Origin of the sequence: Kitasatospora sp. NPDC059160 (genome assembly GCF_042755465.1) — a bacterium.
Taxonomy (GTDB): Bacteria; Actinomycetota; Actinomycetes; order Streptomycetales; family Streptomycetaceae; genus Kitasatospora.
The window spans coordinates 143,249-168,319 of the sequence record NZ_JBHZCN010000001.1; the positions used below are offsets into that span (position 1 = coordinate 143,249).

General features: G+C 73.1%; 27 protein-coding genes. 11 read left to right on the forward strand and 16 right to left on the reverse strand.

Translation table 11 applies throughout. From position 1 onward, the window contains the following. Window positions 1-2 precede the first annotated feature (2 nt). From ACFXOZ_RS00650 to hemL, 4 genes are all read right to left on the reverse strand, one after another. A complete protein-coding gene (locus tag ACFXOZ_RS00650; protein WP_375881810.1) occupies window positions 3-791 on the reverse strand; it encodes a cytochrome c biogenesis CcdA family protein in 789 nt (262 codons plus the stop codon). Next, the gene (locus ACFXOZ_RS00655; RefSeq protein WP_380586214.1) at window positions 788-1,393 is read right to left on the reverse strand and encodes a TlpA family protein disulfide reductase; all 606 of its coding nucleotides are present in this window, start codon (window positions 1,391-1,393) and stop codon (window positions 788-790) included. The genes ACFXOZ_RS00650 and ACFXOZ_RS00655 overlap by 4 nt, the downstream gene beginning before the upstream one ends. 151 nt (window positions 1,394-1,544) lie before the next feature. Then, a complete protein-coding gene (locus ACFXOZ_RS00660) occupies window positions 1,545-2,195 on the reverse strand; it encodes a histidine phosphatase family protein (protein ID WP_380586274.1) in 651 nt (216 codons plus the stop codon). Between the two features lie 64 nt (window positions 2,196-2,259). After that, entirely contained in the window at window positions 2,260-3,588 is a 1,329-nt protein-coding gene (gene hemL / locus ACFXOZ_RS00665; RefSeq protein WP_380522882.1) for a glutamate-1-semialdehyde 2,1-aminomutase, read from the reverse strand. A 479-nt stretch (window positions 3,589-4,067) separates the two neighbouring features. Here hemL and ACFXOZ_RS00670 point away from each other — a divergent pair, with 479 nt between their 5' ends. Continuing rightward, window positions 4,068-4,550 (forward strand): hypothetical protein, encoded by a 483-nt coding sequence (locus ACFXOZ_RS00670; protein ID WP_350507657.1) that lies wholly within the window; start codon window positions 4,068-4,070, stop codon window positions 4,548-4,550. Between the two features lie 94 nt (window positions 4,551-4,644). Here the strand turns inward: ACFXOZ_RS00670 and ACFXOZ_RS00675 are convergent, their stop codons facing one another. Continuing rightward, window positions 4,645-5,133 (reverse strand): MarR family winged helix-turn-helix transcriptional regulator, encoded by a 489-nt coding sequence (locus ACFXOZ_RS00675; RefSeq protein WP_375881795.1) that lies wholly within the window; start codon window positions 5,131-5,133, stop codon window positions 4,645-4,647. A gap of 63 nt (window positions 5,134-5,196) precedes the next feature. After that, on the reverse strand, window positions 5,197-6,483 hold the full coding sequence (locus ACFXOZ_RS00680; RefSeq protein WP_380586216.1) for a hypothetical protein: 1,287 nt from the start codon (window positions 6,481-6,483) through the stop codon (window positions 5,197-5,199). Window positions 6,484-6,638: 155 nt separating this feature from the next. On the opposite strand from ACFXOZ_RS00680, the gene ACFXOZ_RS00685 reads away from it, so the two are divergent. Beyond that, entirely contained in the window at window positions 6,639-7,226 is a 588-nt protein-coding gene (locus ACFXOZ_RS00685; protein ID WP_380586219.1) for a DUF4291 domain-containing protein, read from the forward strand. A gap of 12 nt (window positions 7,227-7,238) precedes the next feature. On the opposite strand, the gene ACFXOZ_RS00690 is transcribed toward ACFXOZ_RS00685, so the two are convergent. Both ACFXOZ_RS00690 and ACFXOZ_RS00695 read right to left on the reverse strand, forming a co-directional pair. Further along, window positions 7,239-8,915, reverse strand: coding sequence for an RICIN domain-containing protein (locus ACFXOZ_RS00690; RefSeq protein ID WP_375881788.1), 1,677 nt, complete (start codon window positions 8,913-8,915; stop codon window positions 7,239-7,241). A gap of 283 nt (window positions 8,916-9,198) precedes the next feature. Beyond that, entirely contained in the window at window positions 9,199-9,438 is a 240-nt protein-coding gene (locus ACFXOZ_RS00695) for a chaplin (RefSeq protein WP_380522885.1), read from the reverse strand. A 570-nt stretch (window positions 9,439-10,008) separates the two neighbouring features. On the opposite strand from ACFXOZ_RS00695, the gene ACFXOZ_RS00700 reads away from it, so the two are divergent. The 3 genes from ACFXOZ_RS00700 (at window position 10,009) to ACFXOZ_RS00710 (ending at window position 11,160) form a co-directional block, all read left to right on the forward strand. Continuing rightward, window positions 10,009-10,251: a chaplin gene (locus tag ACFXOZ_RS00700; protein WP_380399087.1), complete on the forward strand. Its 243-nt coding sequence runs from the start codon at window positions 10,009-10,011 to the stop codon at window positions 10,249-10,251. Window positions 10,252-10,360: 109 nt separating this feature from the next. After that, on the forward strand, window positions 10,361-10,630 hold the full coding sequence (locus ACFXOZ_RS00705; RefSeq protein WP_380522886.1) for a chaplin: 270 nt from the start codon (window positions 10,361-10,363) through the stop codon (window positions 10,628-10,630). Between the two features lie 149 nt (window positions 10,631-10,779). Further along, window positions 10,780-11,160: a hypothetical protein gene (locus tag ACFXOZ_RS00710; protein WP_380586222.1), complete on the forward strand. Its 381-nt coding sequence runs from the start codon at window positions 10,780-10,782 to the stop codon at window positions 11,158-11,160. 133 nt (window positions 11,161-11,293) lie between these two features. Here the strand turns inward: ACFXOZ_RS00710 and ACFXOZ_RS00715 are convergent, their stop codons facing one another. Continuing rightward, window positions 11,294-12,001: a hypothetical protein gene (locus tag ACFXOZ_RS00715; RefSeq protein ID WP_375881776.1), complete on the reverse strand. Its 708-nt coding sequence runs from the start codon at window positions 11,999-12,001 to the stop codon at window positions 11,294-11,296. 280 nt (window positions 12,002-12,281) lie between these two features. Here ACFXOZ_RS00715 and ACFXOZ_RS00720 point away from each other — a divergent pair, with 280 nt between their 5' ends. The 3 genes from ACFXOZ_RS00720 to ACFXOZ_RS00730 all read left to right on the forward strand — a co-directional run bounded on the left by ACFXOZ_RS00720 (window position 12,282) and on the right by ACFXOZ_RS00730 (window position 13,451). Then, window positions 12,282-12,626, forward strand: a complete 345-nt coding sequence (locus tag ACFXOZ_RS00720) for a rodlet layer protein (RefSeq protein WP_375881773.1) — start codon at window positions 12,282-12,284, stop codon at window positions 12,624-12,626. Between the two features lie 82 nt (window positions 12,627-12,708). Continuing rightward, the gene (locus tag ACFXOZ_RS00725; protein ID WP_188309838.1) at window positions 12,709-13,053 is read left to right on the forward strand and encodes a rodlet layer protein; all 345 of its coding nucleotides are present in this window, start codon (window positions 12,709-12,711) and stop codon (window positions 13,051-13,053) included. A 131-nt stretch (window positions 13,054-13,184) separates the two neighbouring features. Continuing rightward, window positions 13,185-13,451 carry a hypothetical protein gene (locus ACFXOZ_RS00730; RefSeq protein WP_380522889.1) on the forward strand — a complete coding sequence of 89 codons (267 nt, stop codon included), beginning with the start codon at window positions 13,185-13,187 and terminating at the stop codon, window positions 13,449-13,451. Here ACFXOZ_RS00730 and hemB read toward each other — a convergent pair. From hemB to ACFXOZ_RS00765, 7 genes are all read right to left on the reverse strand, one after another. Further along, on the reverse strand, window positions 13,435-14,445 hold the full coding sequence (gene hemB, locus ACFXOZ_RS00735) for a porphobilinogen synthase (protein ID WP_380586277.1): 1,011 nt from the start codon (window positions 14,443-14,445) through the stop codon (window positions 13,435-13,437). The genes ACFXOZ_RS00730 and hemB overlap by 17 nt on opposite strands. Window positions 14,446-14,573: 128 nt before the next feature. Next, on the reverse strand, window positions 14,574-16,220 hold the full coding sequence (locus ACFXOZ_RS00740; RefSeq protein WP_380586229.1) for a uroporphyrinogen-III synthase: 1,647 nt from the start codon (window positions 16,218-16,220) through the stop codon (window positions 14,574-14,576). Between the two features lie 73 nt (window positions 16,221-16,293). Next, window positions 16,294-17,298: a hydroxymethylbilane synthase gene (gene hemC / locus ACFXOZ_RS00745; protein ID WP_380586232.1), complete on the reverse strand. Its 1,005-nt coding sequence runs from the start codon at window positions 17,296-17,298 to the stop codon at window positions 16,294-16,296. Between the two features lie 41 nt (window positions 17,299-17,339). Beyond that, complete coding sequence (locus ACFXOZ_RS00750; RefSeq protein ID WP_375881762.1) at window positions 17,340-18,680, reverse strand: glutamyl-tRNA reductase; 1,341 nt, start codon at window positions 18,678-18,680, stop codon at window positions 17,340-17,342. A 25-nt stretch (window positions 18,681-18,705) separates the two neighbouring features. Continuing rightward, the gene (locus ACFXOZ_RS00755) at window positions 18,706-19,602 is read right to left on the reverse strand and encodes a redox-sensing transcriptional repressor Rex (RefSeq protein ID WP_375882336.1); all 897 of its coding nucleotides are present in this window, start codon (window positions 19,600-19,602) and stop codon (window positions 18,706-18,708) included. Between the two features lie 107 nt (window positions 19,603-19,709). Next, window positions 19,710-20,444, reverse strand: a complete 735-nt coding sequence (locus tag ACFXOZ_RS00760) for an exonuclease domain-containing protein (RefSeq protein WP_380522893.1) — start codon at window positions 20,442-20,444, stop codon at window positions 19,710-19,712. A gap of 163 nt (window positions 20,445-20,607) precedes the next feature. After that, complete coding sequence (locus tag ACFXOZ_RS00765) at window positions 20,608-20,883, reverse strand: glutaredoxin family protein (RefSeq protein ID WP_375881756.1); 276 nt, start codon at window positions 20,881-20,883, stop codon at window positions 20,608-20,610. Between the two features lie 118 nt (window positions 20,884-21,001). Between ACFXOZ_RS00765 and ACFXOZ_RS00770 the strand changes: the two genes are divergently transcribed. The 3 genes from ACFXOZ_RS00770 (at window position 21,002) to ACFXOZ_RS00780 (ending at window position 24,988) form a co-directional block, all read left to right on the forward strand. Continuing rightward, window positions 21,002-22,024, forward strand: coding sequence for an HAD family hydrolase (locus ACFXOZ_RS00770; protein WP_375881755.1), 1,023 nt, complete (start codon window positions 21,002-21,004; stop codon window positions 22,022-22,024). A 555-nt stretch (window positions 22,025-22,579) separates the two neighbouring features. Next, window positions 22,580-23,398, forward strand: a complete 819-nt coding sequence (locus tag ACFXOZ_RS00775) for an ECF subfamily RNA polymerase sigma factor, BldN family (RefSeq protein ID WP_375882333.1) — start codon at window positions 22,580-22,582, stop codon at window positions 23,396-23,398. A gap of 288 nt (window positions 23,399-23,686) precedes the next feature. Next, window positions 23,687-24,988: a DUF5667 domain-containing protein gene (locus tag ACFXOZ_RS00780; protein ID WP_380522896.1), complete on the forward strand. Its 1,302-nt coding sequence runs from the start codon at window positions 23,687-23,689 to the stop codon at window positions 24,986-24,988. The last annotated feature ends 83 nt before the right edge of the window (window positions 24,989-25,071 follow it).

Here is a 25,071-nt window from a genome sequence, read left to right on the forward strand (position 1 = left end):
GGTCAGATTCCGATCTGGGAGTCGGCGGTCCAGGACTGCAGTTCGCTCATCCAGGAATCCCAGATCCCGGTGACGAGCAGCAGACCGACCGCGACGAGCATGCCGCCACCGATCCGCATCACGAGCGGGTAGTGCCGCTTGACCCACCCGAAGGCGCCCAGCGCCCGGCGGAAGGCCAGCGCGGCCACGATGAACGGTACGCCGAGGCCCAGGCAGTAGAAGGTCATCAGCAGGGCCCCGCGCGCCGCGTCCGCCTGGTTCAGCGACAGCGTCTGGACGGCCGCCAGGGTCGGGCCGATGCAGGGCGTCCAGCCGACGCCGAACACCATGCCCAGCAGCGGCGCGCCGAGCAGGCCGACGGCCGGGCGGCGGTGCGAGCGCACCTCGCGCATGCTCAGGCCGGGCACCAGGCCCATGAAGGCCAGGCCCATCACCACGGTCAGCGAGCCGAGCACGATCGCGATGGCCCGCTTGTGCTCCTGCAGGGTGTTGCCGAACTGGCCGAACAGCGCCCCGCCGGAGACGAAGACCACCGTGAAGCCGAGGATGAACAGGGTCGCCCCGAGCAGCATCCGGCCGCGCTTGGCGCCGCGGGCGTCCGCGAGGTCGGCGGCGGAGAAGCCCGTCACGTACGACAGGTAGCCGGGCACCAGCGGCAGCACGCAGGGCGAGAAGAACGAGACCAGCCCGGCCGCGAGCGCGACCGGCGCGGCGGCGAGCAGCGCCCCGCTCTGGACCGTGGTGAAGGTGTCGGCCAGCGGGAGGGCGGCGGCGTTCAGCGGCCCACTCACTGCTGCTGCTCCGCGACCACCGGCTGGACGATCGACTCCAGCGCCTCCTGGGTCGTCCCGCCGACGGCGCGGGCGGCCAGCTTGCCGTCGCGGTCGACGACCAGGGTGGTCGGGATGGACTGCGGGTTGAGGCTGCCCTTGGGGAACTTGAGCAGCTGGGTGCCGGCCGGGTCGAAGATGCTCGGGAAGGAGACGCCCTGCTCCTGCTCGAAGCGGACGGCGTTGGTCTTGTCGGTGTCCCGGGTGTTGATGCCCAGGAACTGGACGCCCTTGTCCTTGTACTCGTCCGCGACGGCCTGGAGGTTCTTCGCCTCGGCCCGGCACGGACCGCACCAGGAGCCCCAGACGTTCAGCACCACGACCTTGCCGCGGTAGTCGGAGAGCTTGACCTGGTTGCCCTCCAGGGTCTCCCCGGAGATGTCCGGCGCGTCCCCGCGCTTGCCGGTGTCCGCCTTGGACAGGTTGGTCCCCTTGACGGTCACGAACCCGACCTGCCCCTCGCTGCTGCTCGACGAGCCCGAGGAGGAACAGCCGGTGAGGACGAGCGCAGCGGCGGCGACTGTGGCGGCGGCTGCGGCGACACGGGGACGGGGGCGCGTCATGGCAGACATGTGAAAAGTTTCGCATGGAGTTCCGGGCGGGTTCGCCGGGGTCCTACCTTGCGCGTCGCACACCCTCTGACCTGCGAAGACTTCGGGCCACCCGACTTTCGTCAGGTGACCCGAAGTCATACTTACGCACCGCTTACGGGCCTCAGGCGCCGAAGCTCCTGCCCACCGGCTTGTCGCCCTTGCGGCCCTTGCCGACCAGGTGCGCCGGCAGCAGGTCACGGGCCGGCTCGCGGTACCCGACCGAGACGATGCTGTCGCCTTCGAAGGTGAAGCTGGTCAGCGAGGCCAGCGAGCACTGCCGGTTGCGCGGGTCGTGCCAGAGCCGGCGGCGCTCCACGAAGGAGCGGAGGATCCAGACCGGCAGCTGGTGGCTGACGCAGACCGCCTCGTGCCCGCGGGCCGCGTCCCGGGCGGCGCCGAGCGCGCCCATCATCCGCACCACCTGGTCGAGGTACGGCTCGCCCCAGGAGGGCTTGAACGGGTTGGTCAGGTACTTCCAGTAGCCCGGGTTGCGCAGCGAGCCGTCGCCGACGCCGAAGGTCTTGCCCTCGAAGACGTTCTCCGCCTCGATCAGCCGCGGGTCCACCGCGACCTCCAGGCCGTGCGCCTTGGCGATCGGCTCGGCGGTCTCCTGGGCCCGCTCCAGCGGGGAGGCCACCACGTGGGCGATGTCCCGCCCGGCGAGGTCCTCGGCGACCCGGTCGGCCATCTGGCGGCCCAGCTCGGACAGGTGGTAGCCCGGCAGGCGGCCGTACAGCACGCCCTCCGGGTTGTGCACCTCACCGTGGCGCATCACGTGGACGACGGTGATCTCTTTGGCGCTCACTTCTCAACTGCTCCTGTGGTCGGGAGGGGGCTCAGGCCGTGGCGGCGGCAGCGGCGCGGGCCGCGGCCGGCAGCGCGGCGGCGATCCGCTCGATCGCCCGGGCGTCGTGGGTCGCCGAGACGAACCAGGACTCGAAGGCGGACGGCGGCAGGTAGACGCCCTCGGCCAGCATCGCGTGGAAGAAGGCGGTGTAGCGGAACGCCTCCTGGGTCTTCGCCTGGTCGTAGTTCGTGACCTGCGCCTCGGTGAAGAACACCGAGAACATGTTCCCGGCGGTCTGCAGCCGGTGCGCCACGCCCTCCTTGGTGAGCGCCTCGGAGACCAGGCCGGAGATCTCGGCGGAGACCTCGTCCACCGTCGCGTACACCTCGTCGGTGCAGCCGCGCAGCTGGGCCAGGCCGGCCGCGGTGGCGACCGGGTTCCCGGACAGGGTGCCCGCCTGGTAGACCGGGCCGGCCGGGGCCAGGTGGGCCATCACGTCGGCCCGGCCGCCGAAGGCCGCGGCCGGGAAGCCGCCGCCCATGACCTTGCCGAAGGTCAGCAGGTCCGGCGCCCAGCCCTCGTGCGCCGCCTCCAGGCCGTACCAGCCGGCCTTGGAGACGCGGAAGCCGGTCATCACCTCGTCGGAGACGAACAGCGCGCCGTTGTCCCGGCAGAGCCGGGCCAGGCCGGCGTTGAAGCCGGGCAGCGGCGGGACGACGCCCATGTTGCCGGGCGAGGCCTCGGTGATCACGCAGGCGATCTCGCCCGGGTGGGCGGCGAAGGCCTGCTCGACGGCGGCCAGGTCGTTGTACGGCAGCACGATGGTGTCGCCGGCCTGGGCGCCGGTGACGCCCGGGGTGTCCGGCAGGCCGAAGGTGGCCACGCCGGAACCGGCGGCGGCCAGCAGCGCGTCCACGTGACCGTGGTAGCAGCCGGCGAACTTGACCACCTTCGCCCGGCCGGTGAAGCCGCGGGCGAGCCGGATCGCGGACATGGTGGCCTCGGTGCCGGAGGAGACCAGGCGGACCTGCTCGACCGGGGCCACCCGGGAGACGATCTCCTCGGCCAGCTCGACCTCGCCCTGACCGGGCGTGCCGAAGGAGGTGCCGCGGGAGACCGCCCGCTGGACGGCCTCGATCACGGCCGGGTTCGCGTGGCCGAGGATCATCGGACCCCACGAGCACACCAGGTCGACGTACTCGCGGCCGTCGGCGTCGGTGAGGTAGGGGCCGGTGCCGGACACCATGAAGCGCGGTGTGCCGCCGACCGCGCGGAAGGCGCGCACCGGGGAGTTGACGCCGCCGGGCGTGACCACGGAGGCGCGATCGAACAGCGACTGGGACTGGGGGGCTTCGTAGGGGTAGCTCACGGGAGACATGGTCTCAAATCGTGTCCTTGGGCTCTGCATGTCCGGCCCGATCATCTGGAACGATGATCCGGGCACCGTTGTCTGTACGGTTGTCCCTGACGGTCGCCCGTGGCGGTGGTGTACGGGCGGGGCCGCTGGTTGTTCCGTCACACGGACCAGTCAGACTGTGTGCACAGAGTGCGCGAGCGCTCCGGTTGTGTACAGGGGTGTGGAGAGGACTGCTGTGTGCCGCTGGTGGGTACGGCCCGCGAGTAGGCACGGCGGCGAATGACGGTAAGGAGCACGGCCGGCGGGACGCCGGACGTGCGGGGGTCTGTCGATTCCGGCGAGTTCCGGTGAGGATGGTCCGAGTGTCCGAGGCGCAGGACGGGTTCGACGAGGCAGCGGGTGGCCCCCGCAGGCCCGCCGAGACCGCACGCGGGGGTACGGGAGCGGGTACGGGTCGTGGTCGTCGCGGCGGCGAGAGGCGGGGTGAGGGACACGTGGGGGTGACGTACAAGTACTTCGGCGCACCGGACCGCGCCACCGCCGCCAGAGTCCCCACCGCCCTCGGCCCGGGCGGGCTGGGCCTGGACGCCGGCGAACTCGGCGCGCTGGGGCGGCTCGGCGACCTGATGGAGACCAGCGGCTCCCCCACCGGCCACCTCTCCACCAAGATCAAGCCGGAGACCATGAGCGCCATGGTCCTCACCGGCATCCAGGGCGTCCCGCTGCACCAGGTGCCGCCGCTGGAACTCGTCGTGCTGCACCCCGACTACGCGGTCGTCCAACTCCCGCACAACGTGGTCGAGCCGCTGCGCAAGGCGGACGAGACCGAACTCGGCGCGGCCGCCTTCATCTGGTCCACCGTCCCGGACCGCCGCGGACCGCGCGACGCCTTCGTGATCTACAGCATGCTGCACGAGTGGCAGGACTTCGCCAACCGGCTGCACGACGCCGGGCACCAGCTGTACTGCCTGGTCTGGCCCTGAGCGCACCGCGCCCGGCCCGCTGAACGCCGCTCGGGGCAAGGGTGGTTGACGGTCCGTCGATTCCCCCTGACCCGGGATCGGCTCCCCGGGCGGGTCAGCCGCGGGAGCGGCGGGCCCGTCGGACGGTGCGTTCGCTCTCGACCGGCTCCGCCAGGTGCCCGTCCACCAGCCGGGACAGGGCCGAGACGAAGACCTCCTGCTCGGGCCGCGGCAGCGCCTCCAGCACCTCCCGGTGGACCCGGTCGGCGATCGCGGTGCCCTGCTCGACGGCGCGTTCGCCCGCCTCGGTGACCGAGATGATCCGCGCCCGGCGGTCGGTGGCGGACGGGCGGCGCTCGGCCAGGCCCGCCTTCTCCAGCTCGTCGACGGTGACCACCATGGTGGTCTTGTCGAGGTCCGCCAGCTCGGCCAGCTGGATCTGGGTGCGCTCGGTCTCCTGCGCGTGGAACAGCACGCCGTACGCGCGCGGGGTGATCCCGAGCTCGGTGAAGGCGGCCGCCATCCGAGTCGCCAGCACGTGGCTCGCGTGGTCCAGCAGGCCGGAGATGTCGCGGATCTGGCGCACGGGCGGGGTCGTCGTCATACGTCCGAGATTAGCAACGGCCCGTCTGCTGCCGGATGATCCCGTAGCCAACCAACATCGGGGTTACGGGATACCCAACTCGAACAGCGCATAGCCCGCGTACCAGCCCGCCGCGATCACCGGCATCGCGAACAGCCCGACCAGCGAGGAGGTCCGCACCTTGCGCAGCGCCACCGCCAGGCCGATGCACAGCGGGAAGGCCGGCAGCAGGTAGCGGGAGATGTTGCCGAAGATCTGGTTGCTGCTCAGCGCCGTGAAGACGGTCAGCGCGGTGAAGACCCACAGCACCAGCGGCGGACGGGCCCGCGCCAGCAGCACCAGCAGGCCGGGCAGGGCGATCAGCAGGGCGATCGCGATCAGGTCCGGCACCGGATTGGACTGCCAGAAGTCCCAGTGGCCGGTGATCACGTCCATCACCGTGCGCACGGTGGAGGCGCCGAAGTCGAAGTAGCGGTTCCAGGCGCCGCGCTGGAGCTTGAAGTAGCCGCCCCAGTCGCCCATCCGCCAGCCCACCCAGGCGACGTAGCCGAACAGGCCCCACGGGGTGATCAGCATCGCGGTCAGCGGGCGGGCCACCCCGTCGGTGCGGCGCACCAGGGCGACCAGCGCGGCGATCGACACCGCCGCGATCAGCGCGGCCGCCGTCGGCCGGTTCAGGCCCGCGACCAGGGCCAGCAGCCCGGCCGCGAGCCAGCGGCGGGTCATCACGCAGTAGCAGGCCCAGGTGGACAGCGCGACGAACAGCGAGTCCGAGTAGACCGCCCACTCCACGCCCGAGCCCGGGAACAGGCCCCAGACCACCGCGGCGACCACACCGGCCCGGAACCCCGCGAGCCGCTCCGCGATCGCGAAGATCCCGGCCGCGGCGACCAGCGAGGCGAGCACCGAGACCGCTATCCCGGAGCCGTACGGGCCGAGGCCGGTGACCGCGCCGACCAGCCGCATCAGCCACGGGTAGAGCGGGAAGAAGGCGGAGGAGTTCTCGTAGTAGGTGGCCAGCGGGAACCCGTGCAGCTCGATCAGCTGCGGGTCGTAGCCGTTCTCGGCGATCCGCTGGTACCAGACGCCGTCCCAGGTGCCCAGCACGTCCCAGGAGTGGGCGCCGCCGCCCCGGCCGGGCTGCTTCTTCAAGTAGTCGCCGGTGTGCTCCAGCAGCATCAGGAACACGGTCAGGCCGATCGCCTTGACCACCGCGTACGCGCCCAGCGCGGGCGCGAAGCGGTCCACCAGCGCCATGAACCGGCCGGGCGTACGGTCCGCCCGCTCCTCGACCGGCTCCCCCGGCCCGGCCACCGGAGCGGCGCTGGACGGTTCGGTGCTGGACGACTCGGTGCTCGATGCCGTGCTCATCTGCTCTGGGTACTCCCCGCCCCGCTCATGGTGCGCGCGGCTCCGGCGCAACGACGTTCCGGAGAGCCTACGGCACACCCCCGCACCCCACCCCGCCCCCGCCCGCCCCGGAAAACCCGTGGCGCCCGGCCGCCGCCGCCCCCGACGATGCCCGCATGCCGCTCCAGCCGCCGAAGCACCGGATCCGGGCGCTCCACACCGCTGACACCCTCACCGTCTACCAGGCCTTCCCGCCGGCGATCGCCGAACCGGCGGCGGCCGAGGGGCGGTTCCCGGAGGCGTTCCAGCGGGACCGGATGACCTGGATCAAGCCCTCGTTCCTCTGGATGATGCACCGCAGCGACTGGGGCCGGAGCCCCGGCCAGGAGCGGGTGCTGGCCCTGGAGATCAGCCGCGAGGGCTTCGACTGGGCGCTGGAGCGGGCCGTGCTGAGCGGCTACACCGGGCGGGTGCACGCCTCGCAGGCGGCCTGGAAGCGGGAGCTGCGGCAGAGCCCGGTGCGGGTGCAGTGGGATCCGGAGCGCGGGCCGGACCTGCGGGCGCTGGAGTGGCGGACGATCCAGGTCGGGCTGCGCGGCGAGGCGGTGCGGCGCTACGCGGACGAGTGGATCCGGGGCATCACGGACGTCACGGCGCTGGCGGACCAGGTGCGGCGGGAGCGGGATGCCGCGCTGTTGCCGGTGGAGACGGCCTACCCGCTGGGTGCGGCCGCCGCCGCCCGGGTGGGGGCGGCGGCGGGCTGAGGTCGGCTGGGGTCAGCTGTGGAGGTAGACGATGCCGAGCTTGGTGAGCTGCCAGAGCTGGGTGGGGGCGCCGGTGTCGGTGGCGAGTTCGACGTAGGGGTTGCCCTTGGCGTCGAGGGTGGTGCCGGCCGCCAGGACCTTGGTCGGGTCCGCCGAGTCGGCGATCCGGTAGTTGCCGTTGCCGGCCGGTGTGAACACCCAGTGCTGGTTGGCGCCGCCGTTGCAGCCCCACTGCTGGATCCGGGTGCCGGGCGCGGTGGAGGCCGCGTTGGCGTCCAGGCACATGCCGCGGTTGCCGCTGAAGTCCAGCTCGTAGCTGCCGCCGGCCTTCGCCTCCAGGACGAAGGACTGGTTCAGTCCGCCGGTCGCCGGGTAGCTGATGGCGGCCCGGCCGTTGGTGGAGTCGCCGTAGCTGCCGCCGCCGGTGAGGTCGAGGGCGTTGCCGGTGGCCGCGTTGGTGAGCTGGTACCAGGAGCCGTCCTCGGGGGTGTCACCGAAGGGCTTGCCGGGGGTGAGCGGCTGGATCGAGGTGGTGTTCTGCTGGTTGAGGGTGCAGTACGCCTCCGTCTGGTCCGGCTTGGCGAAGAACTGGCCGAGGCAGACGCCCTCGCCGCGGTAGCCGGCCACCCGCAGGTGGTACGACTGGCGGACCATGTTCATGCACAGCCCGGGGATGCCGATCTGCGAGTCGCAGCCGTTGCGGGCCCACTCGGAGAGGTTGATGACGTCCCCGTTGCTGTACTCGTACGGCGAACTCGTCCACTCCGCGCAGACCTCGTGCCCGAAGGCGACCCGCCGCTGGTCCAAGTACCGGACGCCGGGCACCTGCTCGGCCGCGCCGCGGAGCGCGTCGCTGAGCGTGGGGACCACCAGGTTGTGGCCCCAGGCGAGGTCCTCGGGGAAGGCCGGGCAGCCGTCGGCGATCTTGCCGAGGTAGTCGTTGCGCCGGATGTCCGGGGTGATCGGGTTGAAGTACGACTGGTAGACCAGCTGGTACGAGGAGTCGGCGTAGCCAGCCCGGCGCATGGTCTGCCGGATGTTCTGCAGCGCGGCGACCACCTTGGGCTGGACCGCCTTGGCCCGCCGGCGGATCTCGTCGCTGCCGATGGTGTCCCGGCAGCCCTGGTCCTTGGGGATCGGGAAGTACTGCGCGAGGCAGTGCATCATGATGCCGCTGAAGTCGAAGTCGTCGTTGGCGCCGATGGTGACGACGACCATCTTGACGTCGTACTTGGCCGCCGTGTCGGCGAGTTTGACGTCCTGTTTGGGCTCGCCGAAGTCGCCGCTGCCACCGCCGGTGATCTTGGCCAGTTCGGGGTCGCTGACCAGGTCGCCGGTCTGGGCGCCGGAGCAGGCCAGGTCGATCGGGGTGACCCCGGGGATGTCGGTGGTGAAGATCTCCGACTTGGGGTGCCGGTGGCAGTAGTTGGTGGAGGTGTCGGTCTCCGGGAAGTAGCCGTCGTTGGTGTCGGTGCCGGCGCCCTCCCCGGAGATGGCGCTGTCGCCGAGGGCGACGATCGCGGCCGGGCGGGTGGGCGCCGGGGCGGGGGCCGGGGCGCTGTCGGCGAACGCGGCGGGGGCGCCGGCCAGGCCGAGGGTGGCGACGAGGACGCCGGTGGCGAGCAGTGCGGCGGACCGGGACGAGCCCGTTCGCGCCCGCCGCGCAGCGGGGGTGCGGAACCTGATCACACGCGACTCCTTGCGGGGGTGGGGGCCGCCCGGCCCGTGCTGCCGGGCGGTGCGGGGCAAGAGAGGTGCCGAAAAGGTGAGCAGGTCTCACATTCTAGGTACTGACAAGTAGTGCAACAAGGCTCGTGACAGCACCGGGAAACCGCCCCCGGAACGGCGGCGGCACGGGAGGGCACGAGCGGACCCGGAAGGACCCGGGAGAGCACGAAAAAAGAGCCGCCGTTCCGCGCCCCAGGAGGGAAGCACGGAACGGCGGCTCTCACCGGCCGAACCGGGGGTGGGTTCAGCCCACGTTGGCGCAGTGGTTGCCGAACGCCGGGTTCAGCAGACCCACGATGTCGACGCTGTTGCCGCACAGGTTGACGGGAACGTGCACCGGGATCTGGATCTGGTTGCCCGAGATGACGCCGGGGGAACCCGCAGCGACACCCTCGGCGCCGGAGCTGGCCATGGCGGTGCCGGCGCCGGCGGCCACGATGCCCACCACGGCCGCGCCGACGGCGGCGGTCTTCTTGATGCTCATGCGAGCCTCCTGACTGTTCATACAGAGATGCACGGGGAGTGCGACATCTAGAACGACACCCGTCCGGAGCGGTTGCGACGGTGCCCGCACTGTCACCCGTCTGGAGCAATCCGGCCGCCGACCGGCATTCGGGTGATCACCGGTCCGGACCGTTTCCCCTCGCGTGCTGCCTCGTTCTCCCTCACGAAGACGATCCACCAGGCCCTGCTCACACGAATCGAGTACCGCCCATGCGCAGCTCGCCCACGGCCACGTCGGCACCGCGGCCCACGGCGGGCCGGTCGACGTGGCGGGCCCCCCAGAACCCGGCGTTCGGCGACACCGCCTGAACGCCTGACCGGGAATTCCCGGTCGCACCTCTGTCCGGACCGTTCCCGGCCGTGCGGGAAATGTTCGCGAGGTACCGGAAGAACGCGGCGGCTGCGTCGACGCCCGAGCCACGGGCGCAACACGCCGGTGTGCGCCGCCGGAGTGACAAACACGGCAATCCCTGAACCGTTCGGGTGAGTATTCGTGCTCGCCCGTTTCCCGACATTCCCCTTGCGTCGGGCAGAAATCGGAGGAACAGACATGCGTAACCTCAAGAAGGCCGCCATCCTGTCGCTGGCCACCACCGGCCTGGTGCTCGGTGCCGCGGGCGGCGCGTTCGCCAGCTCGGGTGCCCAGGGTGTGGCCGCCGGCTCCCCCGGCGTGCTCTCCGGCAACCAGATCCAGGTGCCGATCCACATCCCGCTGAACGTCTGCGGCAACACCGTCAACGTGATCGGCCTGCTGAACCCGGCCTTCGGCAACTCCTGCGCCAACGTCGGCTGAACCCGCGGTCGCCGACCCGGCGACAGCTGATTCACCGAGCCCGTGCCGCGCCCCGCAGCGCCGGGGCGCGGCGCGCTCCACCCGTGTGTGATCGAGGAGATCAACCCCTATGCAGAACGTGAAGAAGGTCGCCGTCCTCTCCGCCGCCGCTGCCGGCCTGGTGATGGGCGCGGCGGGCTCCGCCGCCGCCAGCTCGGGCGCCGAGGGCGTGGCCGCCGGCTCCCCGGGTGTCGCCTCCGGCAACCAGATCCAGGTCCCGGTGCACATCCCGATCAACCTGTGCGGCAACTCCATCGACGTGATCGGCCTGCTGAACCCGGCCTTCGGCAACAGCTGCGCCAACGTCGAGATGCACCCGCAGCCCGCGGACGACTGCTGATCCCCGATCGGCACGCGTTTCGGCCGTCCTGCCCCCCGACCAGCCGGCCGGGGGGCAGTTCGGTTTCTCCGGACGGGACGTCCGGATGCTCAGGGCCCCTCCCTCGGGTTCCGCCGGGCCGGGCCGCACTCCACCGAAGGGTGAACCGCATGGTTTCGAAGAAGAGCGGGGCCGGGCTGGCCGCCGCCGTGGGCGCCGTGGTGCTGCTCGGCGCGGGTTCGGCGCAGGCCGCTCCCGCCGCCGGGCAGGAGCCCGCCGCGGGCCCGGCCACGCTGGCGAAGACCGACGTCGGGCAGGCGCTGAACGGGACGACGGCCGGCCTCGGCTACGGCGTCGCGCCGATCAAGAGCCTGCGCCTGGACCCGTGGGCCAACTCCTCGGCCGACGTGCTCAACAACGGGGCGACCGTCCGGCCGGACCAGGGCCTGGCCCCGGTGGGCACCGGCACGCTGACCGGACCGCTGAGCGCGGGCGGCGGGGTCAAGGACCTCCCGCTGGTGGGCGGGCTCTCCGGCGTCCTGCCGGGCTGACCGCGGACGCGCCGGAGCCCGGCACCCCTCCTGGTGGCCAGGGGTGCCGGGCTCCGGCGCGTCGGGCGGCAGCCCGGAGCCGGGCTCAGTGCCGGGCGCAGTGCCGGGCTCGGAGCCAGGCTCGGAGCTGGGCTCAGAGCTGGGTGAGGTCGGCCAGGCCGCTCTGCTGGACGAGGCCGGTGACGGTCGAGGTCGCCGTGCCGGTCGCGTCGGTCTGCCCCAGGACGCCGGTGGCGGTGGCGGTGGTGGTGTTGGCCAGGTCGTTCGCCTCGTCGGTGACGGAGAGCCGGCTCTCGTCGCCGCCCAGGCTCGCGGTGGCCCCGGGGACGGTCTGCACGGCGCCGGGCACCAGGTGCGGGTCCACCTCGTCCACCCGGAGCCGGCCGTCGGCCAGCTGGCCGGTGCCGTCGTGCACCAGGGAGAGCGGCTTGCCCACGTCCAGGCCGGGGGTCTTGGCCTGGAGCGGCGCGGCCGGGGCCTCCAGCAGCACCTCACCGAGGTCGGCACCCTGGTCGACCAGCGGCAGCGGCAGCTGGGCCTTGGCGCTCGGGCCGACCTTGCCGGTGGCCAGCTGGGGCACCAGGTGGTCCGGGAGCAGCCCGTTGTCGGTGGTCCGGCCGGCCACCGGCGGCATGAGCAGGGAGGTGGGGATGCCGGCCGTGACGTGGCTGCCGAGCGGGGTGAGCGGTACGTCCGCCGGGACCTGCTGGGTGGCCAGCTTGTCCTCCAGGGCTCCGACCTGGTCGGGGCTGACCGGGGCGGCGGAGGCCGCTCCCTGGGAGGCGAGCACGCCCGCACCGACCGCCAACAGCATCGCGCCGGCCCGCTTGGAGAACTTCATGCTTTTCACCGTTCCTTCGGGGAGGGCTGCGGGGCCGCAGCCGGAAAGCAATCTGCGCAACGAGTGACCAGGAGTTCGGATTGCGGGCGTTAACCGATTCGGCGTAATAATCCGACCGGAAACCACCCTCGGACGCGCCTCCCGGACTCTTTTCAAAAATCCCCGTAACCTTCCGTGCCGTCATTCTTTGATCTGGACGTCAGTGACTGCAGACCGGGTCTGAGCGTCCGACGCGTTGCTACGCACGGAAACCGAAAGCATTTCAGAGAGGGATCTCCCCATGATCCAGAAGTCCTTCGCCGCCGCCGGCCTGGCCGTCGCCGCGCTCGCCGGCGCCGCCGCTCCCGCTTCGGCCATCGGTGACGCGGACGGCTCGGCCGCCTCCATCGAGGGCAACGGCGGCACCAACTTCACCGGGACGGTCGGGAACAACAGCCCGAACTTCCACTTCCTGGACAACGCGAACGTCTGCCTCCCCGAGATCCACAACATCGCCGTCGGCGTTCTCGGTGTGGCCGTCCCGGTCGAGGTCCCGATCGCCAACAGCGGTGGCAAGCAGTACTGCACCCAGGGCCAGGGCACCCAGAGCCACGGCGACGCGGGCGTGTCCCACCTGGTCGGCTGACGTTCCCCCAGCCCACCTCCGCACCACCCCCTGAACCACCCTCGAATCGCTCCCCGATTCACCCTTGAGAGGAAAACCGGAAATGATCAAGAAGTCCCTCGCCGCCGCCGGCCTGGCCGCCGCCGCCATCGCGATGTCCGCCGGCTCGGCTTCCGCCATCGTCGACTCGGACGGCGCCGCCACCTCCGTCCAGGGCAACGGCGGCACCAACCAGACCGGCACCCACGGCAACGGCAGCCCGAACTTCCACACCCTGGACAACGCGAACATCTGCCTGCCGGAGGTCCACAACATCGCCGTCGCCGTCGTCGGCGTCGCGGTTCCGGTCGAGGTGCCCGTCCTGAACAGCACCCCGAAGCAGATCTGCAACGTCGGCCAGAACACCCAGTCCTCGGGCGACGCGGGTGTCTCGCACCTGATCGGCTGATCAAGGGGCACGGCACGGACGGAGGGCCCGGGGAGGAGAAGCTCCCCGGGCCCTCCGGGCTTGGCAGACAAGAGTCACAGCACCAGTCAGAGGACGGGCGCCCCGGGCGCCCCCACAGAGAGGGCAGATCCATGAAGAGCACGCTGGCCAAGGCCGCCCTGACCGCCACCGCCGCGCTCGCGCTCGCCGGTGCCGCCACCCCGGCGTTCGCCCACGTCGGCCTGGTGGGCGGCGGCGGCATCGTCGCCTCCGGTGACCACCCGTTCGTGGCCGGTGGGGGCTTCGGCGTCGGCCACACCACCGACGTCGTCGCCGGCGGCTTCGCCGAGGGTGCCGCCACCTCGACCGACCTGATCGGCGGCGGTGGGGGCTTCGCGCACATCAAGGGCTGGAAGTAGCAACGAGGAAGGCCGGGCCGCTCCCCGCGGGGGAGCGGCGCGGCGGAATGCGGTGGAGGTAGGTAAGCAGCAGTAGGAGCGCGGCGGCGACGACCGCCCCGTAATTGTATAAGATCTCCACGCCCGCACCCGGGATAAGAGACCGAGTCTCCAGGATGGTGCGCTCCCGCTCGATCCATCCGTTGGCGGCGGCGGCCTCCACCATCGAGTACTCGCCGGAGATCTGGTACGCGGCCACCGGCACCGGCGAGGCGTCGGCGACCTGCCGCAGGACGTCCAGGTACAGCATCGCGGGCTTGACCATCACCAGGTCCGCACCCTCGGCGAGGTCCAACTCCAGCTCGCGCAGCGCCTCGCGGGCGTTCGCCGGGTCCTGCTGGTAGCTCTTGCGGTCGCCCTTGAGCGATGAGTTGACGGCCTCGCGGAACGGCCCGTACAGCGCGGAGGCGTACTTGGCGGTGTAGGCGAGGACGCTGACGTCCTGGTACCCGGCCGCGTCCAACGCCCGCCGGACGACGCCGATCTGACCGTCCATCATCCCCGACGGGCCGACCATGTGGACGCCGGCCTCGGCCTGGACCACGGCCATCTCGGCGTAGCGCGCCAGGGTCGCGTCGTTGTCCACGCTGCCGTCCTCGGCCAGCACGCCGCAGTGGCCGTGGTCGGTGAACTCGTCCAGGCAGAGGTCGGACATGACCACCAGCCGGTCGCCGACCTCGGCGACCACGTCGCTGATGGCCCGCTGGAGGATCCCGTCCGGATTGGTGCCCTCGGAGCCGACGGCGTCCTTCACCTCGGGCAGGCCGAACAGCATGATGCCGCCGACTCCCGCCTCGGCGGCCTCCACCGCGGCCTTGCGCAGGCTGTCCCGGGTGTGCTGGACCACGCCGGGCATCGCGGCGATCGGCTTGGGCTCGCTGATGCCCTCGCTGACGAAGGCGGGCAGGATCAGCTCCGCCGGGTGCAGCCGGGTCTCGGCGACCAGTCGGCGCATCGCCGGGCTCTGCCGCAGTCGACGGGGGCGAACGTACGGGAATTCAGCGGACACGGCTTCTCTCTCCGAACGGTTGTGCAGTGCTGGGGGCGACGAACCGCCGCCCCCAGCACCATAGTTGAGGGATCTCAGCGGGCCTTGCGGCGGGATCCCGGACGGCGCTCGCTGGGCCGGTAGACCGGCTCGCCCGCGGCCGTCGCGGTGTCCCGGCGCTTGGCGCCGAAGTCTGCCAGCGCCTGGGCCAGCGCGGCCGCCGACGGCGCCGGGGCCATCACGTCGACCCGCAGGCCGTGCTCCTCGGCGGTCTTCGCGGTGGCCGGGCCGATGCAGGCGATGACCGTGACGTTGTGCGGCTTGCCGGCGATGCCGACCAGGTTCCGGACGGTCGAGGACGAGGTGAACAGCACCGCGTCGAAACCGCCGCCCTTGATCGCCTCGCGGGTCTCGGCCGGCGGCGGCGAGGCGCGCACCGTCCGGTACGCCGTCACGTCGTCGACCTCCCAGCCGAGCTCGACCAGGCCGGCCACCAGGGTCTCGGTGGCGATGTCGGCGCGCGGCAGCAGCACCCGGTCGATCGGGTCGAAGACCGGGTCGTACGGCGGCCAGTCCTCCAGCAGCCCGGCCGCGGACTGCTCCCCGGAGGGCACCAGGTCCGGCTTCACGCCGAAGTCCACCAGGGCCTGGGCGGTGGTCTCGCCGACCGCCGCGACCTTGATCCCGGCGAACGCGCGGGCGTCCAGGCCGTACTCCTCGAACTTCTCCCGGACGGCGCGGACGGCGTTCACCGAGGTGAAGGCGATCCACTCGTAGCGTCCGGTGACCAGGCCCTTGATGGCCCGCTCCATCTGCTGCGGGGTGCGCGGCGGCTCGACCGCGATGGTCGGCACCTCCTGCGGCACCGCGCCGTACGAGCGCAGCTGCTCGGACAGGCCGTGGGCCTGCTCCTTGGTGCGCGGCACCAGGACGTTCCAGCCGAACAGCGGCTTGGTCTCGAACCACGAGTGCGAGGCCCGGTGGGCGACCTGCTCACCCACCACGGCTATCACCGAGGTCGCCGGGTCCACCGGGGCGGAGACCGGCGAGGGCAGCACCCGGGCGATCTTGAGGTCGGCCGCGATGGTGGCCAGCGTGGAGGTGAAGGTCCGCTGGCGGGTGGTGGTGCCGGACAGCGTGGCGCTCAGCGCCGAGTCCGGCTTGCGGCCGTTGGAGACCAGCGCGCCCGCGGTGGCCGGCAGCTGGCCCAGGGTGGTGCGGACCACCAGGGTGGTCTCCGGCGCGCCCAGGTCGACCGGGGCGCCGGACAGCAGCTGGCCGCCGTCCACGAAGCGGACGTCGGTGCCGGCCGCGCCGCGCAGCGGGACGCCCGCGTACGCCGGGACGCCGACCGACTGGGCGACGCCCGGGATCACCTCGAAGGGGATCCCGTCGCCCGCGCAGCTGAGCATCTCCTCGGCGGCGCAACCGTCCAGGCCCGGGTCGCCGTCGACGGTGCGGACCACGTGCTTGCCGGCCCGGACGGCCTCGGCGACCAGCTTGGCCAGGTCGAAGTCGGCGCCCTCGGCGGCCGGGGCGTGCACCTGCACGCCGGCCGGACAGTGGGTGCGCACGGCGGCCGCGGTCAGCGGGTCGGCGACCAGGACGTCGGCCGAGGACAGCACCTCGACCGCGCGCAGGGTCAGCAGCCCCGGGTCCCCGGGACCGGCCCCCAGGAAGGTGCACCGTCCGGTGGGCTGGCCGGCCGGGAAGAGGGCGTCGGTGGCGGCGGTGGGGCTCATGCGCCCACCTCGCTGCGCTCGGCGGTCTCTTCGCGAAACGCGCAGCTCTTCATGATTCGCTCGCTTCGCTCGCTCATCGGGCTCGCTCCCCCATCAGGGTGGCCGCGCCCGCGTCGAGCAGCCGGGCGGCCAGGGCGTGGCCGAGGGCCCGCGCCTGCTGCTCGGCGGTCTCGTCGAGGACGATCGGACCGTTGGCGGACATCTTCAGCAGGGCGGTGCCGTCGGGATCGCCGACCACCCCGTCCAGCTGCAGTTCGTTCTCCCGGCCCCAGGTGGCCAGTGCGGCCACCGGGGCCGAGCAGCCGGCCTCCAGGGTGGCCAGCAGGGCGCGCTCGGCGGCCACGGCGACCCGGGTGGGGGCGTGGTCCAGCGCGGCGAGCGCGGCGGTCAGGTCCGTGTCGGCGGCGGCGCACTCGATTGCGAGCGCGCCCTGGCCGGGGGCCGGGATCATCAGCTCGGGGTCGAGGTGCTGGGAGATCTCGGCGCTGCGGCCGAGCCGGTTGAGGCCGGCCGTGGCCAGCACCACGGCGTCCAGCTCGCCGGCGCTCACGTAGCCGATCCGGGTGTCCACGTTGCCGCGGATCGCCACGGTCTCCAGCTGGGCGCCGCAGGCCCGGGCCCAGGCGTTCAGCTGGGCCATCCGGCGCGGCGAGCCGGTGCCGATCCGGGCCGGGCGACCGGCCCCGGCCAGCTTCTCCACCAGCTCGTCCAGGGCCAGGCCCTCGGCCGCGACCAGGGCGTCCCGGACGTCCTCGCGGGCGGGGACGGCGGCCAGCGCCAGGCCCTCGGGCGCGGCGGTGGGCAGGTCCTTGAGCGAGTGCACGGCGAAGTCGATCCGGCCCTCCAGCAGGGCGTCCCGCAGGGCGGAGACGAACACGCCGGTGCCGCCGATCTGGGCGAGCGCCTCGCGCGAGGTGTCGCCGTAGGTGGTGATCTCGACCAGCTCGACGGGGCGGCCGGTGAGCCTGGTCACCTCGCGGGCGACCATGCCCGACTGGGCCATGGCGAGCGCGCTGCGCCGGGTGCCGAGCCGCAGGGCGGCGGCCGGAGCCTGCTCGGTGAGCGGTTGACCATTCATGAGGTGATCGTCCCGGTGGTACTCGTGGGATGGCTGACGGTTCATCTGGTGCTCCCGGCCGAAGGCTGGGGGCGGCCGCCGACGGGTGTGCCCGAAACGGCGTGCACGGCCGCCGGGTCGAGGTCGAACAGCTCGCGCAGGGCGTCCGCGTAGGACGCGCCGCCGGGCTCGGCGGCCAGCTGCTTCACCCGGACGGTCGGGGCGTGCAGCAGCTTGTCGACGACGCGGCGGACGGTCTGGGTGATCTCGGCGCGGGAGCGCTCGTCCAGGTCGGGCAGCCGGGAGTCCAGCCGGCCCAGCTCGGCGGCGACCACGTCGGAGGCCATCGCCCGCAGCGCGACCACGGTCGGCGCGATCCGGGCGGCCCGCTGGGCGGCGCCGAAGGCCGTCACCTCGTCGGAGACGATCCGGGTGACCTCGTCGACGTCGCCGGCGCCGGGGCTGGCGGCGTGCGCGTGGGAGAGGCTCTCCAGGTCGACCAGCAGGGCGCCGTCCAGCTCGTGCACGGCGTGGTCGACGTCGCGCGGCATGGCGAGGTCGAGCAGCGCCAGCGGCTCGGGGGCGGTGCGCACGGCGACCGCGGCGGCGACGTCCTCGGCCCGGACCACCACGCCGGCCGCGCCGGTGCAGGAGATCACCAGGTCGACGTCGGCCAGCGCCTGCGGCACCTTGGCGAGGTCCAGGGTGCGGGCCACGTCCGGGCCGAGGATCTCCACCAGGCGCTCGGCGCGGGCCGGCGTGCGGTTGGCGATCAGCAGGTCGGTGACCCCGGAGCGGACCAGGGTGGCGGCGGCCAGCGAGCTCATCGAGCCGGCCCCGACCACCAGCGCGCGCTTGCCGGCGATCTCGCCCGCGCCCGCGGCGACCTGCTCCAGGCCGAAGGTGACCAGCGACTGGCCGGCCTTGTCGATCCCGGTCTCGCTGTGCGCCCGCTTGCCGACCCGCAGGGCCTGCTGGAACAGCTCGTTCAGGCCGCGCCCGGCGGTGTGCTCGTCCTGGGCCTTGGCCAGCGCGTCGCGCAGCTGGCCGAGGATCTGGCCCTCGCCGACCACCATCGAGTCCAGGCCGCAGGCCACCGAGAAGAGGTGGTGGACGGCGCGGTCCTCGTAGTGGACGTAGAGGTGGGAGGTCAGCTCCTCCAGGTCCACCCCGCTGTGGTGGGCCAGCAGCAGCGACAGCTCGGCGACGCCGCCGTGGAACTTGTCCACGTCCGCGTACAGCTCGATCCGGTTGCAGGTGTTGAGCAGGGCGGCCTCGGCGACGGTCGAGGACGCGGCCGCGTCGTGCAGCAGCCGGGTCGGGACCTCACCGGTCAGCGCGGCACGCTCCAGCACGCCGACCGGTGCCGTCCGGTGGCTCAGTCCGACGACGAGAAGACTCATGCCCGCCCCCCACAGCTCTCGGTGTTCACGCGGGCATCACCGCGGACAGCTCGCCCTCGCCGCCCTTGGCGGGCTTGCCCTTGGCCGACGGCTCGGCCGGCTCCTTGGCCGCCGGCTCGGCGCCGGTGCGGCCCTTGCCGCTGCCGCCGGCCGCCCGGCGCAGCTTGGCCGCGGCCGCGCGGACCGGGCCGGGGGCGCGGTCCAGCACCGACTCGGTGCGGTCGGGCTCCTCGCCGGCCTTGCGCTGCTCGTGGAAGGCGAGGATCTGCAGCTCGATGGAGAGGTCCACCTTGCGCACGTCCACGCCGTCCGGGACGGTCAGCACGGTCGGGGCGAAGTTCAGGATGCTGGTGACGCCCGCCTCGACCAGTCGGTCGCAGACCTGCTGGGCGGCGCCGGGCGGGGTGGTGATCACACCGATCGAGACGTGCTGGCTCTCGACGATCGACTCCAGCTCGTCCATGTGGCGCACCGGCAGTCCGGCCGCGGTGGAACCGACCACGTTCGCGTCGGCGTCCAACAGGGCGGCGACCCGGAAGCCGCGGGAGGCGAAACCGCCGTAGTTGGCGAGGGCGTGGCCGAGGTTCCCGATGCCGACGATGACGACCGGCCAGTCCTGGGTCAGGCCGAGCTCGCGGGAGATCTGGTAGACGAGGTACTCGACGTCGTAGCCGACGCCCCGGGTGCCGTAGGAGCCGAGGTAGGAGAAGTCCTTGCGCAGCTTGGCCGAGTTCACACCGGCGGCGGCGGCCAGTTCCTCGGAGGACACGGTCGGCACCGAACGCTCGGAGAGCGCGGTGAGGGCCCGCAGGTAGAGGGGGAGGCGGGCGACGGTCGCCTCCGGGATGCCCCGGGCGCGCGCGGGTCGGCGCGCGGCGCCCTGGTCGGGCGTCTGCGAACTGCTCTGTGGTGATCGGCCGATTGCCACGGTGCTCCTGTGGGTGAAGCTGGGCTTTGGCAGCCAGGCTAAGCGTTTGTGAACGTGTGCACAAAGATGGTGTCCGATTTGTCCCGGCACAGTGACACGCATCACGCCGATGAGCTCATAGCACCGGCCTGTGTCAGGACCACTTCCGGGGCTCGGGCGCCGGGCAGCCAGGGGCCGTACGGCGCCTCCCGGCGCAGCAGTGGCACCGTACCGCCGGACGGCCGGGAACGGGCCCGCCCCAGCCGTGGCCAGGACACCCGGGCGGCCTCGCGCAGCGGCCCGGTCCAGTCGTCCGGCGGGCAGGACGGGACGCCCGCGCAGTGCCGCAGCAGCTCCGCCGTCACCCGGGCGTCGCCCAGCGCGGTGTGCGCCGGGAACCAGCCCAGACCGGCCGCCTCCGCGCAGGCCGCCAGGCCCTGGCCGCGGGCCTGCGGCAGGTGGGCGCCGGCCAGCCGCATCGTGCACAGCAGGGGGACGGGCGGCAGCGGCACCCCGATCCGGGCGAACTCGCGCTCCAGGAAGGCGTGGTCGCAGCTGACGTGGTGACCGACCAGCACCCGGCCGGCCAGCAGCTCCAGCAGCCGGGGGGCGATCTCCCGGAAGCGGGGCGCGCCCTCGACGTCGGCCTGGCGTATCCGGTGCACATGGGTCGGGCCGACCGGGCCCAGCGGGTCCAGCAGGGTGGCGAACTCGCCCTCGGGGCGGAGCCGCTCGTCCAGCAGCACCACCGCGACCTCGACCACCCGGTGCCGCCACGGGCTGCGGCCGGTCGCCTCCACGTCCACCACGGCGAAGCCCGGGGCTGCGGGCAGCGCGGGGGTCGGACGGGGAAGCATGGCGGCACTCCTCGCGTGCTCAGCCCCCCACGGGCGCAAACGCGTTCGATCGTAAGCCGACCGGGGCGCCCGGCCCCACGCCGGAACGGAGTGTCTTCGACAACGATTCGGCGAAGCTCCCCCGCCGGTCGGCGGGGGAGGTGGTGCACGCACGAACCCCTCCTCAGCCGCCCAGGGCCTTGCGCAGGCGGTTCTCGTCGACCCGCCAGAAGTCGTGCTGGCGGCCGTCGACCAGGGTGACCGGGATCTGCTCCCAGTAGCGGCGGTACAGCTCCTCGTCCCGGGTGATGTCCTTCTCCTCGAAGGTCGCGCCCAGCTCCGCCGCCACCCGGACGATCACCTCCCGGGCCTCGTCGCACAGGTGGCAGCCGGGCTTGCCGACCAGGGTCACGGTACGGGCCGCCGGCTCGGGGCTCTTGCGTCGCAGCAGTGGGCTCACCTGCCCATTGTCCTCGACCCGCCCCTCCGGCCCGGGCGGTGCCCGCCCGGCAGCTGTTCACCGCACGGGCACGGCTCCGTCACGGCCGCTCCCCGCCCGGCTGGCTATGCTCGGTGACATGGCCGTGCTCCGAAGGCTCACCCAGGCGAGACGCTCCACCACCGAGCGGAGCGCCCTGGCGGGCGAGGCCGCGGCAGCGGCGGCCGAGGCCGCGCTGCGCGCCGAACCGCTGCTCTCCCCCGCGACGGACGCCCCGGTGGCGCAGGAGCCCGGGGCGGCCCCCGCCACCGAGGGGAGCCCGGCACCCGGCCGGCCCGGGAAGGCCCCCAAGGCCCCGGCCGGGAACCACACCCCGGACCGGGACGACCCGCGCGCCGCCGCCTTCTTCGACTGCGACAACACCATCCTGCGCGGCGCCGCGATCTTCTACCTCGGCGTCGGCCTCTACCGCCACGGCTTCCTCACCCGCCGCGACATCGCCCGCTTCGCCTGGCAGCAGGCGCTCTTCCGGCTGCACGGCACCGAGGACCCGGACCACATCTCGGACGCCCGCAACACCGCCCTGGGCATCGTGGCCGGCAAGCGCACCGCCGACCTGGAGGTGATCTGCGAGGAGGTCTTCGAGCAGGTCGTCGCCGACAAGATCTGGCCGGGCACCCGCGCCCTGGTCCAGATGCACCTGGACGCCGGCCAGCGGGTCTGGCTGGTCACCGCCGCCCCGCTGGAGGTGGCCCGGATCATCGCCCGGCGGCTCGGCATGACCGGCGCGCTGGGCACCGTCGCGGAGGCCCGGGACGGCCACTACACCGGCCGGCTGGTCGGCGACCTGCTGCACGGCCCGGCCAAGGCCGCCGCGGTGAACGCGCTGGCCCGGCGCGAGCGGCTGGACCTCGACCGCTGCGCGGCCTACAGCGACTCGGCCAACGACATCCCGATGCTCTCGCTGGTCGGCCACCCGTACGTGGTGAACCCGGACGGCGCGCTGCGGCGGCACGCCCGGGCGCAGGGGTGGCGGGTGCGCGACTTCCGGACCGGGCGCAAGGCGGCCCGGGCGGGCCTGCCGGCGGCGGCCGCGCTCGGGGTGCTGGCCGGTGCGGCCGCGGCCGGGGTGGCGCTGCGGCGCCGCCGTCGGCGCGGCTGAGCCCCGGTCCGGGCCGGACGGCCGTCCACGGAACCGTTTCTGCCGCTCCCCCGTGCGGGTGAGAGGGCGTCAATCAGGGGCCTGACCTGGCCCCTCGTACGAGCGAACTCCCGGCTCCGACACGGCTGTCCGGGCCCGCTGTGCGAACTTGTCACCCGGTGACCGGTTCTGATCGTTCGCCAGGCCGGGAAAGTCGGGGGTTGCGGGGCCCCAAGGCTGGGAAACCGCCCGCAGTGCCGCCGAATTGGTCACCCTGGGCGCCCGAACGGTCACGTTGAGCCGGATGAACGCCGACATCTCCGGTCAGTGTCAGCCGAATATGCGCAACAAATGGATCCCAAACGACCACTTCGACCACACGGTGTAGCTGTCATTGCACAAAGCGTTATTCTCTCCTGGATGCACGTCACCCATGCGTCCCGCTCGAACGGATGTCATGGGGAGTGCTCTCCGCGCAGGCGGAGGTGATCCGTCCACAGTTCTGCCTCTGGGAGTCCCGTGTACCCACCCGTCCGGAACGACGCGCCTGCACCCTCCCGCCCGTCGTCCGCGCCCCTGCGCCCCCGCACCGGCCTCCGCGGCCGCCCGGCCGAGCGGCAGATCTCCACCGGCCTGGACCTGCTGCGCACCCTGCTCCGCAGCCAGCTCGCCGCCTCGCCCCAACTCGTGCCCGCCGGTGTGCCGTTCGGCCACCAGCACGGCCCCGGCACCGCGCTGCGCACCACCGCCGCCGGCTCCACCGGCACCGGCTCGCGCAGCCGCACCGGCAGCACCGGCGTCGGCCGCAGCCGCACCCGCACCGCGCCGAGCCCCGGCTACGAGACCGAGCACAACCCGATCATGGAGCTGGTCGAGCGGGCCCAGGCCGGCGAGAGCGAGGCCTTCGGCCGGCTCTACGACCACTACGCGGACACCGTCTACCGCTACATCTACTACCGGGTCGGCAGCCGGGCCACCGCCGAGGACCTCACCAGCGAGACCTTCCTGCGCGCGCTGCGCCGGATCGGCACCTTCACCTGGCAGGGCCGCGACTTCGGGGCCTGGCTGGTCACCATCGCGCGCAACCTGGTCGCCGACCACTTCAAGTCCAGCCGGTTCCGGCTGGAGGTCACCACCGGCGAGATGCTCGACTCCAACGAGTGCGAGCGCAGCCCGGAGGAGTCGGTGCTGGAGTCGCTCTCCAACGCCGCCCTGCTGGACGCGGTGCGCCGGCTCAACCCCCAGCAGCAGGAGTGCGTGACGCTGCGCTTCCTCCAGGGGCTGTCGGTGGCCGAGACGGCGCGGATCATGGGCAAGAACGAGGGTGCGATCAAGACCCTCCAGTACCGCGCCGTACGCACCCTCGCCCGGCTCCTGCCGCCCGACGCGCGGTGAGGCGACGGTGACCGAGGGAGCGATAGGGCCCGGGCGGGGCCCGACCCGGCGCCGGCCCGACGGCCCGTCACCACTGCCACCCGGGCGACACGTCCGGGTGAACGGTCGGTCCGATGATCAGCCGTGCGTAACCGACCGCCCGTACCGCTCGTTGGCCAGCATGCAAGCCCCCACCAGGCATACGGTCAAGCCGAATTGTGACCTGTCACCCGATGGAGTGGCTTTGGCCCGCCGGGGCAACCGTCCGGCGGGCCGGGGTGTCGACAACGACGAAGGGAGGTGTGGCCCGTGACGGCAAACGTGCTGGAGCACCGACGGGCGAAGGCCTTCGCCGAGGCGCTGGAGGCCCACCAGGCGGAGCAACTCCGCGCGGCCACCGCCGAATCGGCCAACATCGCCGCCGCCGAAGCCGGTTCGGTGGCGATGGCCGAACTGGTCGGGGTGGCCGACGCGCTGGGGGCACTGCCCGGGCCAGTCCTGGACCAGGAGGTCCGGACGGTCCAACGCGCCCAGCTGATGGCCGCGTTCGAGCAGGCCTTCGCGGGCGGGCCGGGCGCCGCGGTGCCCCGCCAGCGCCGCCACCGGGCGATCCGGACGGCGCCGCGCGGCCGGTGGAGCCGCCGCTTCGCGATCGGCGGACTGGTCGCCGGGCTCGCCGTCGGCAGCCTGGCCGGCGCGGCCGCCGCAAGCACCAGTGCCCTCCCCGGGGACACGCTGTACGGCATGAAGCGCGGCCTCGAAGGGCTCCGACTCGACCTCGCGGACTCCGACTCGGAGCGCGGCGAACTGCTGCTCGGCAACGCCGCCACCCGGCTCGGCGAGGCCAACGCCCTGGTCGGGCCGTCCGGTTCGACCACCGGGCTCAGCCCCGGCACCGTCGACCGGGTCCGCCGCGCGCTGGACGACATGCACGCCGACGCCCTCAAGGGCCGCGAGCTGCTGCGTTCGGTCTACCGCAGCAACGGCTCATTGGGCCCGATGCGCGCGCTGGCCGGCTTCGCCCACGACGAGGACGGCCGCTGGAGCGAGCTGCAGGGCCGGCTGCCGGTCCAACTCACCGAGCAGGCCCACCTGGTGAACCAGCTCTTCGACGACATAACCGAGGACGTCGCGCCCCTGCGCCTGACCCAGCCCCCCGCCAAGAGCGGTGGACCGGGCGGCACCGGAGCGGGCGACGACTCCTCCTCCTCGACCGGCGGCTCCCCGGCCGGCACCGGGCCCGACGGCTCCGGCGCCGCACCCGGCTCCGCGCAGTCCCAGGGCGGCACGGGCAGCGGCAACCGCCCCGGCACCGACCGCGCCCCGGACACCGCCGGCAGCGGCAGCACGGCCGGCGGCGGGGCCAAGGGCGGCGGACTGCCGAGCACCCTGCCCAGCAGCGCACCGGACGCCGTCAACGGACTGGTCGGCAACCTCACCAGCGGGCTCACCGGCGGCCGGCCCTCGCCGAGCGCCGACGCGGCCCCGCCGCAGGTGCCGCAGCCGCCGTCCGGTGCGCCCAGCACGCCGAGCGGCGCCCAGCAGGGCGTGGACGTGCCTCCGCTGATCCCCGGCCTGCTGCCCGGGCTGCGGATCCTCGGCGGGAGCTGAGCGGGGCGGTGGGGGGGCGGGGGGGGGGGCGGCCCCCCGGGGCCCCCCCCCCCCGCGCCCCGCGGGGCGGCCCGGGGGGCGCG

What these genes read in the sequence shown, in the direction of transcription:
- ACFXOZ_RS00695 (WP_380522885.1), bottom strand. Translation starts at nt 9,438, where the DNA reads ATGAGCATCAAGAAGACCGCCGCCGTCGGCGCGGCCGTGGTGGGCATC.
- ACFXOZ_RS00675 (WP_375881795.1), bottom strand. Translation starts at nt 5,133, where the DNA reads ATGACGACGACCCCGCCCGTGCGCCAGATCCGCGACATCTCCGGCCTG.
- ACFXOZ_RS00760 (WP_380522893.1), bottom strand. Translation starts at nt 20,444, where the DNA reads ATGCTTCCCCGTCCGACCCCCGCGCTGCCCGCAGCCCCGGGCTTCGCC.
- ACFXOZ_RS00655 (WP_380586214.1), bottom strand. Translation starts at nt 1,393, where the DNA reads ATGACGCGCCCCCGTCCCCGTGTCGCCGCAGCCGCCGCCACAGTCGCC.
- ACFXOZ_RS00740 (WP_380586229.1), bottom strand. Translation starts at nt 16,220, where the DNA reads ATGAGCCCCACCGCCGCCACCGACGCCCTCTTCCCGGCCGGCCAGCCC.
- ACFXOZ_RS00770 (WP_375881755.1), top strand. Translation starts at nt 21,002, where the DNA reads ATGGCCGTGCTCCGAAGGCTCACCCAGGCGAGACGCTCCACCACCGAG.
- ACFXOZ_RS00680 (WP_380586216.1), bottom strand. Translation starts at nt 6,483, where the DNA reads ATGAGCACGGCATCGAGCACCGAGTCGTCCAGCACCGAACCGTCCAGC.
- ACFXOZ_RS00750 (WP_375881762.1), bottom strand. Translation starts at nt 18,680, where the DNA reads ATGAGTCTTCTCGTCGTCGGACTGAGCCACCGGACGGCACCGGTCGGC.
- ACFXOZ_RS00700 (WP_380399087.1), top strand. Translation starts at nt 10,009, where the DNA reads ATGCGTAACCTCAAGAAGGCCGCCATCCTGTCGCTGGCCACCACCGGC.
- ACFXOZ_RS00715 (WP_375881776.1), bottom strand. Translation starts at nt 12,001, where the DNA reads ATGAAGTTCTCCAAGCGGGCCGGCGCGATGCTGTTGGCGGTCGGTGCG.
- ACFXOZ_RS00660 (WP_380586274.1), bottom strand. Translation starts at nt 2,195, where the DNA reads ATGCGCCACGGTGAGGTGCACAACCCGGAGGGCGTGCTGTACGGCCGC.
- ACFXOZ_RS00730 (WP_380522889.1), top strand. Translation starts at nt 13,185, where the DNA reads ATGAAGAGCACGCTGGCCAAGGCCGCCCTGACCGCCACCGCCGCGCTC.
- hemL (WP_380522882.1), bottom strand. Translation starts at nt 3,588, where the DNA reads ATGTCTCCCGTGAGCTACCCCTACGAAGCCCCCCAGTCCCAGTCGCTG.
- ACFXOZ_RS00725 (WP_188309838.1), top strand. Translation starts at nt 12,709, where the DNA reads ATGATCAAGAAGTCCCTCGCCGCCGCCGGCCTGGCCGCCGCCGCCATC.
- ACFXOZ_RS00705 (WP_380522886.1), top strand. Translation starts at nt 10,361, where the DNA reads ATGCAGAACGTGAAGAAGGTCGCCGTCCTCTCCGCCGCCGCTGCCGGC.
- ACFXOZ_RS00685 (WP_380586219.1), top strand. Translation starts at nt 6,639, where the DNA reads ATGCCGCTCCAGCCGCCGAAGCACCGGATCCGGGCGCTCCACACCGCT.
- hemC (WP_380586232.1), bottom strand. Translation starts at nt 17,298, where the DNA reads ATGAATGGTCAACCGCTCACCGAGCAGGCTCCGGCCGCCGCCCTGCGG.
- ACFXOZ_RS00720 (WP_375881773.1), top strand. Translation starts at nt 12,282, where the DNA reads ATGATCCAGAAGTCCTTCGCCGCCGCCGGCCTGGCCGTCGCCGCGCTC.
- hemB (WP_380586277.1), bottom strand. Translation starts at nt 14,445, where the DNA reads ATGCGCCGACTGGTCGCCGAGACCCGGCTGCACCCGGCGGAGCTGATC.
- ACFXOZ_RS00710 (WP_380586222.1), top strand. Translation starts at nt 10,780, where the DNA reads ATGGTTTCGAAGAAGAGCGGGGCCGGGCTGGCCGCCGCCGTGGGCGCC.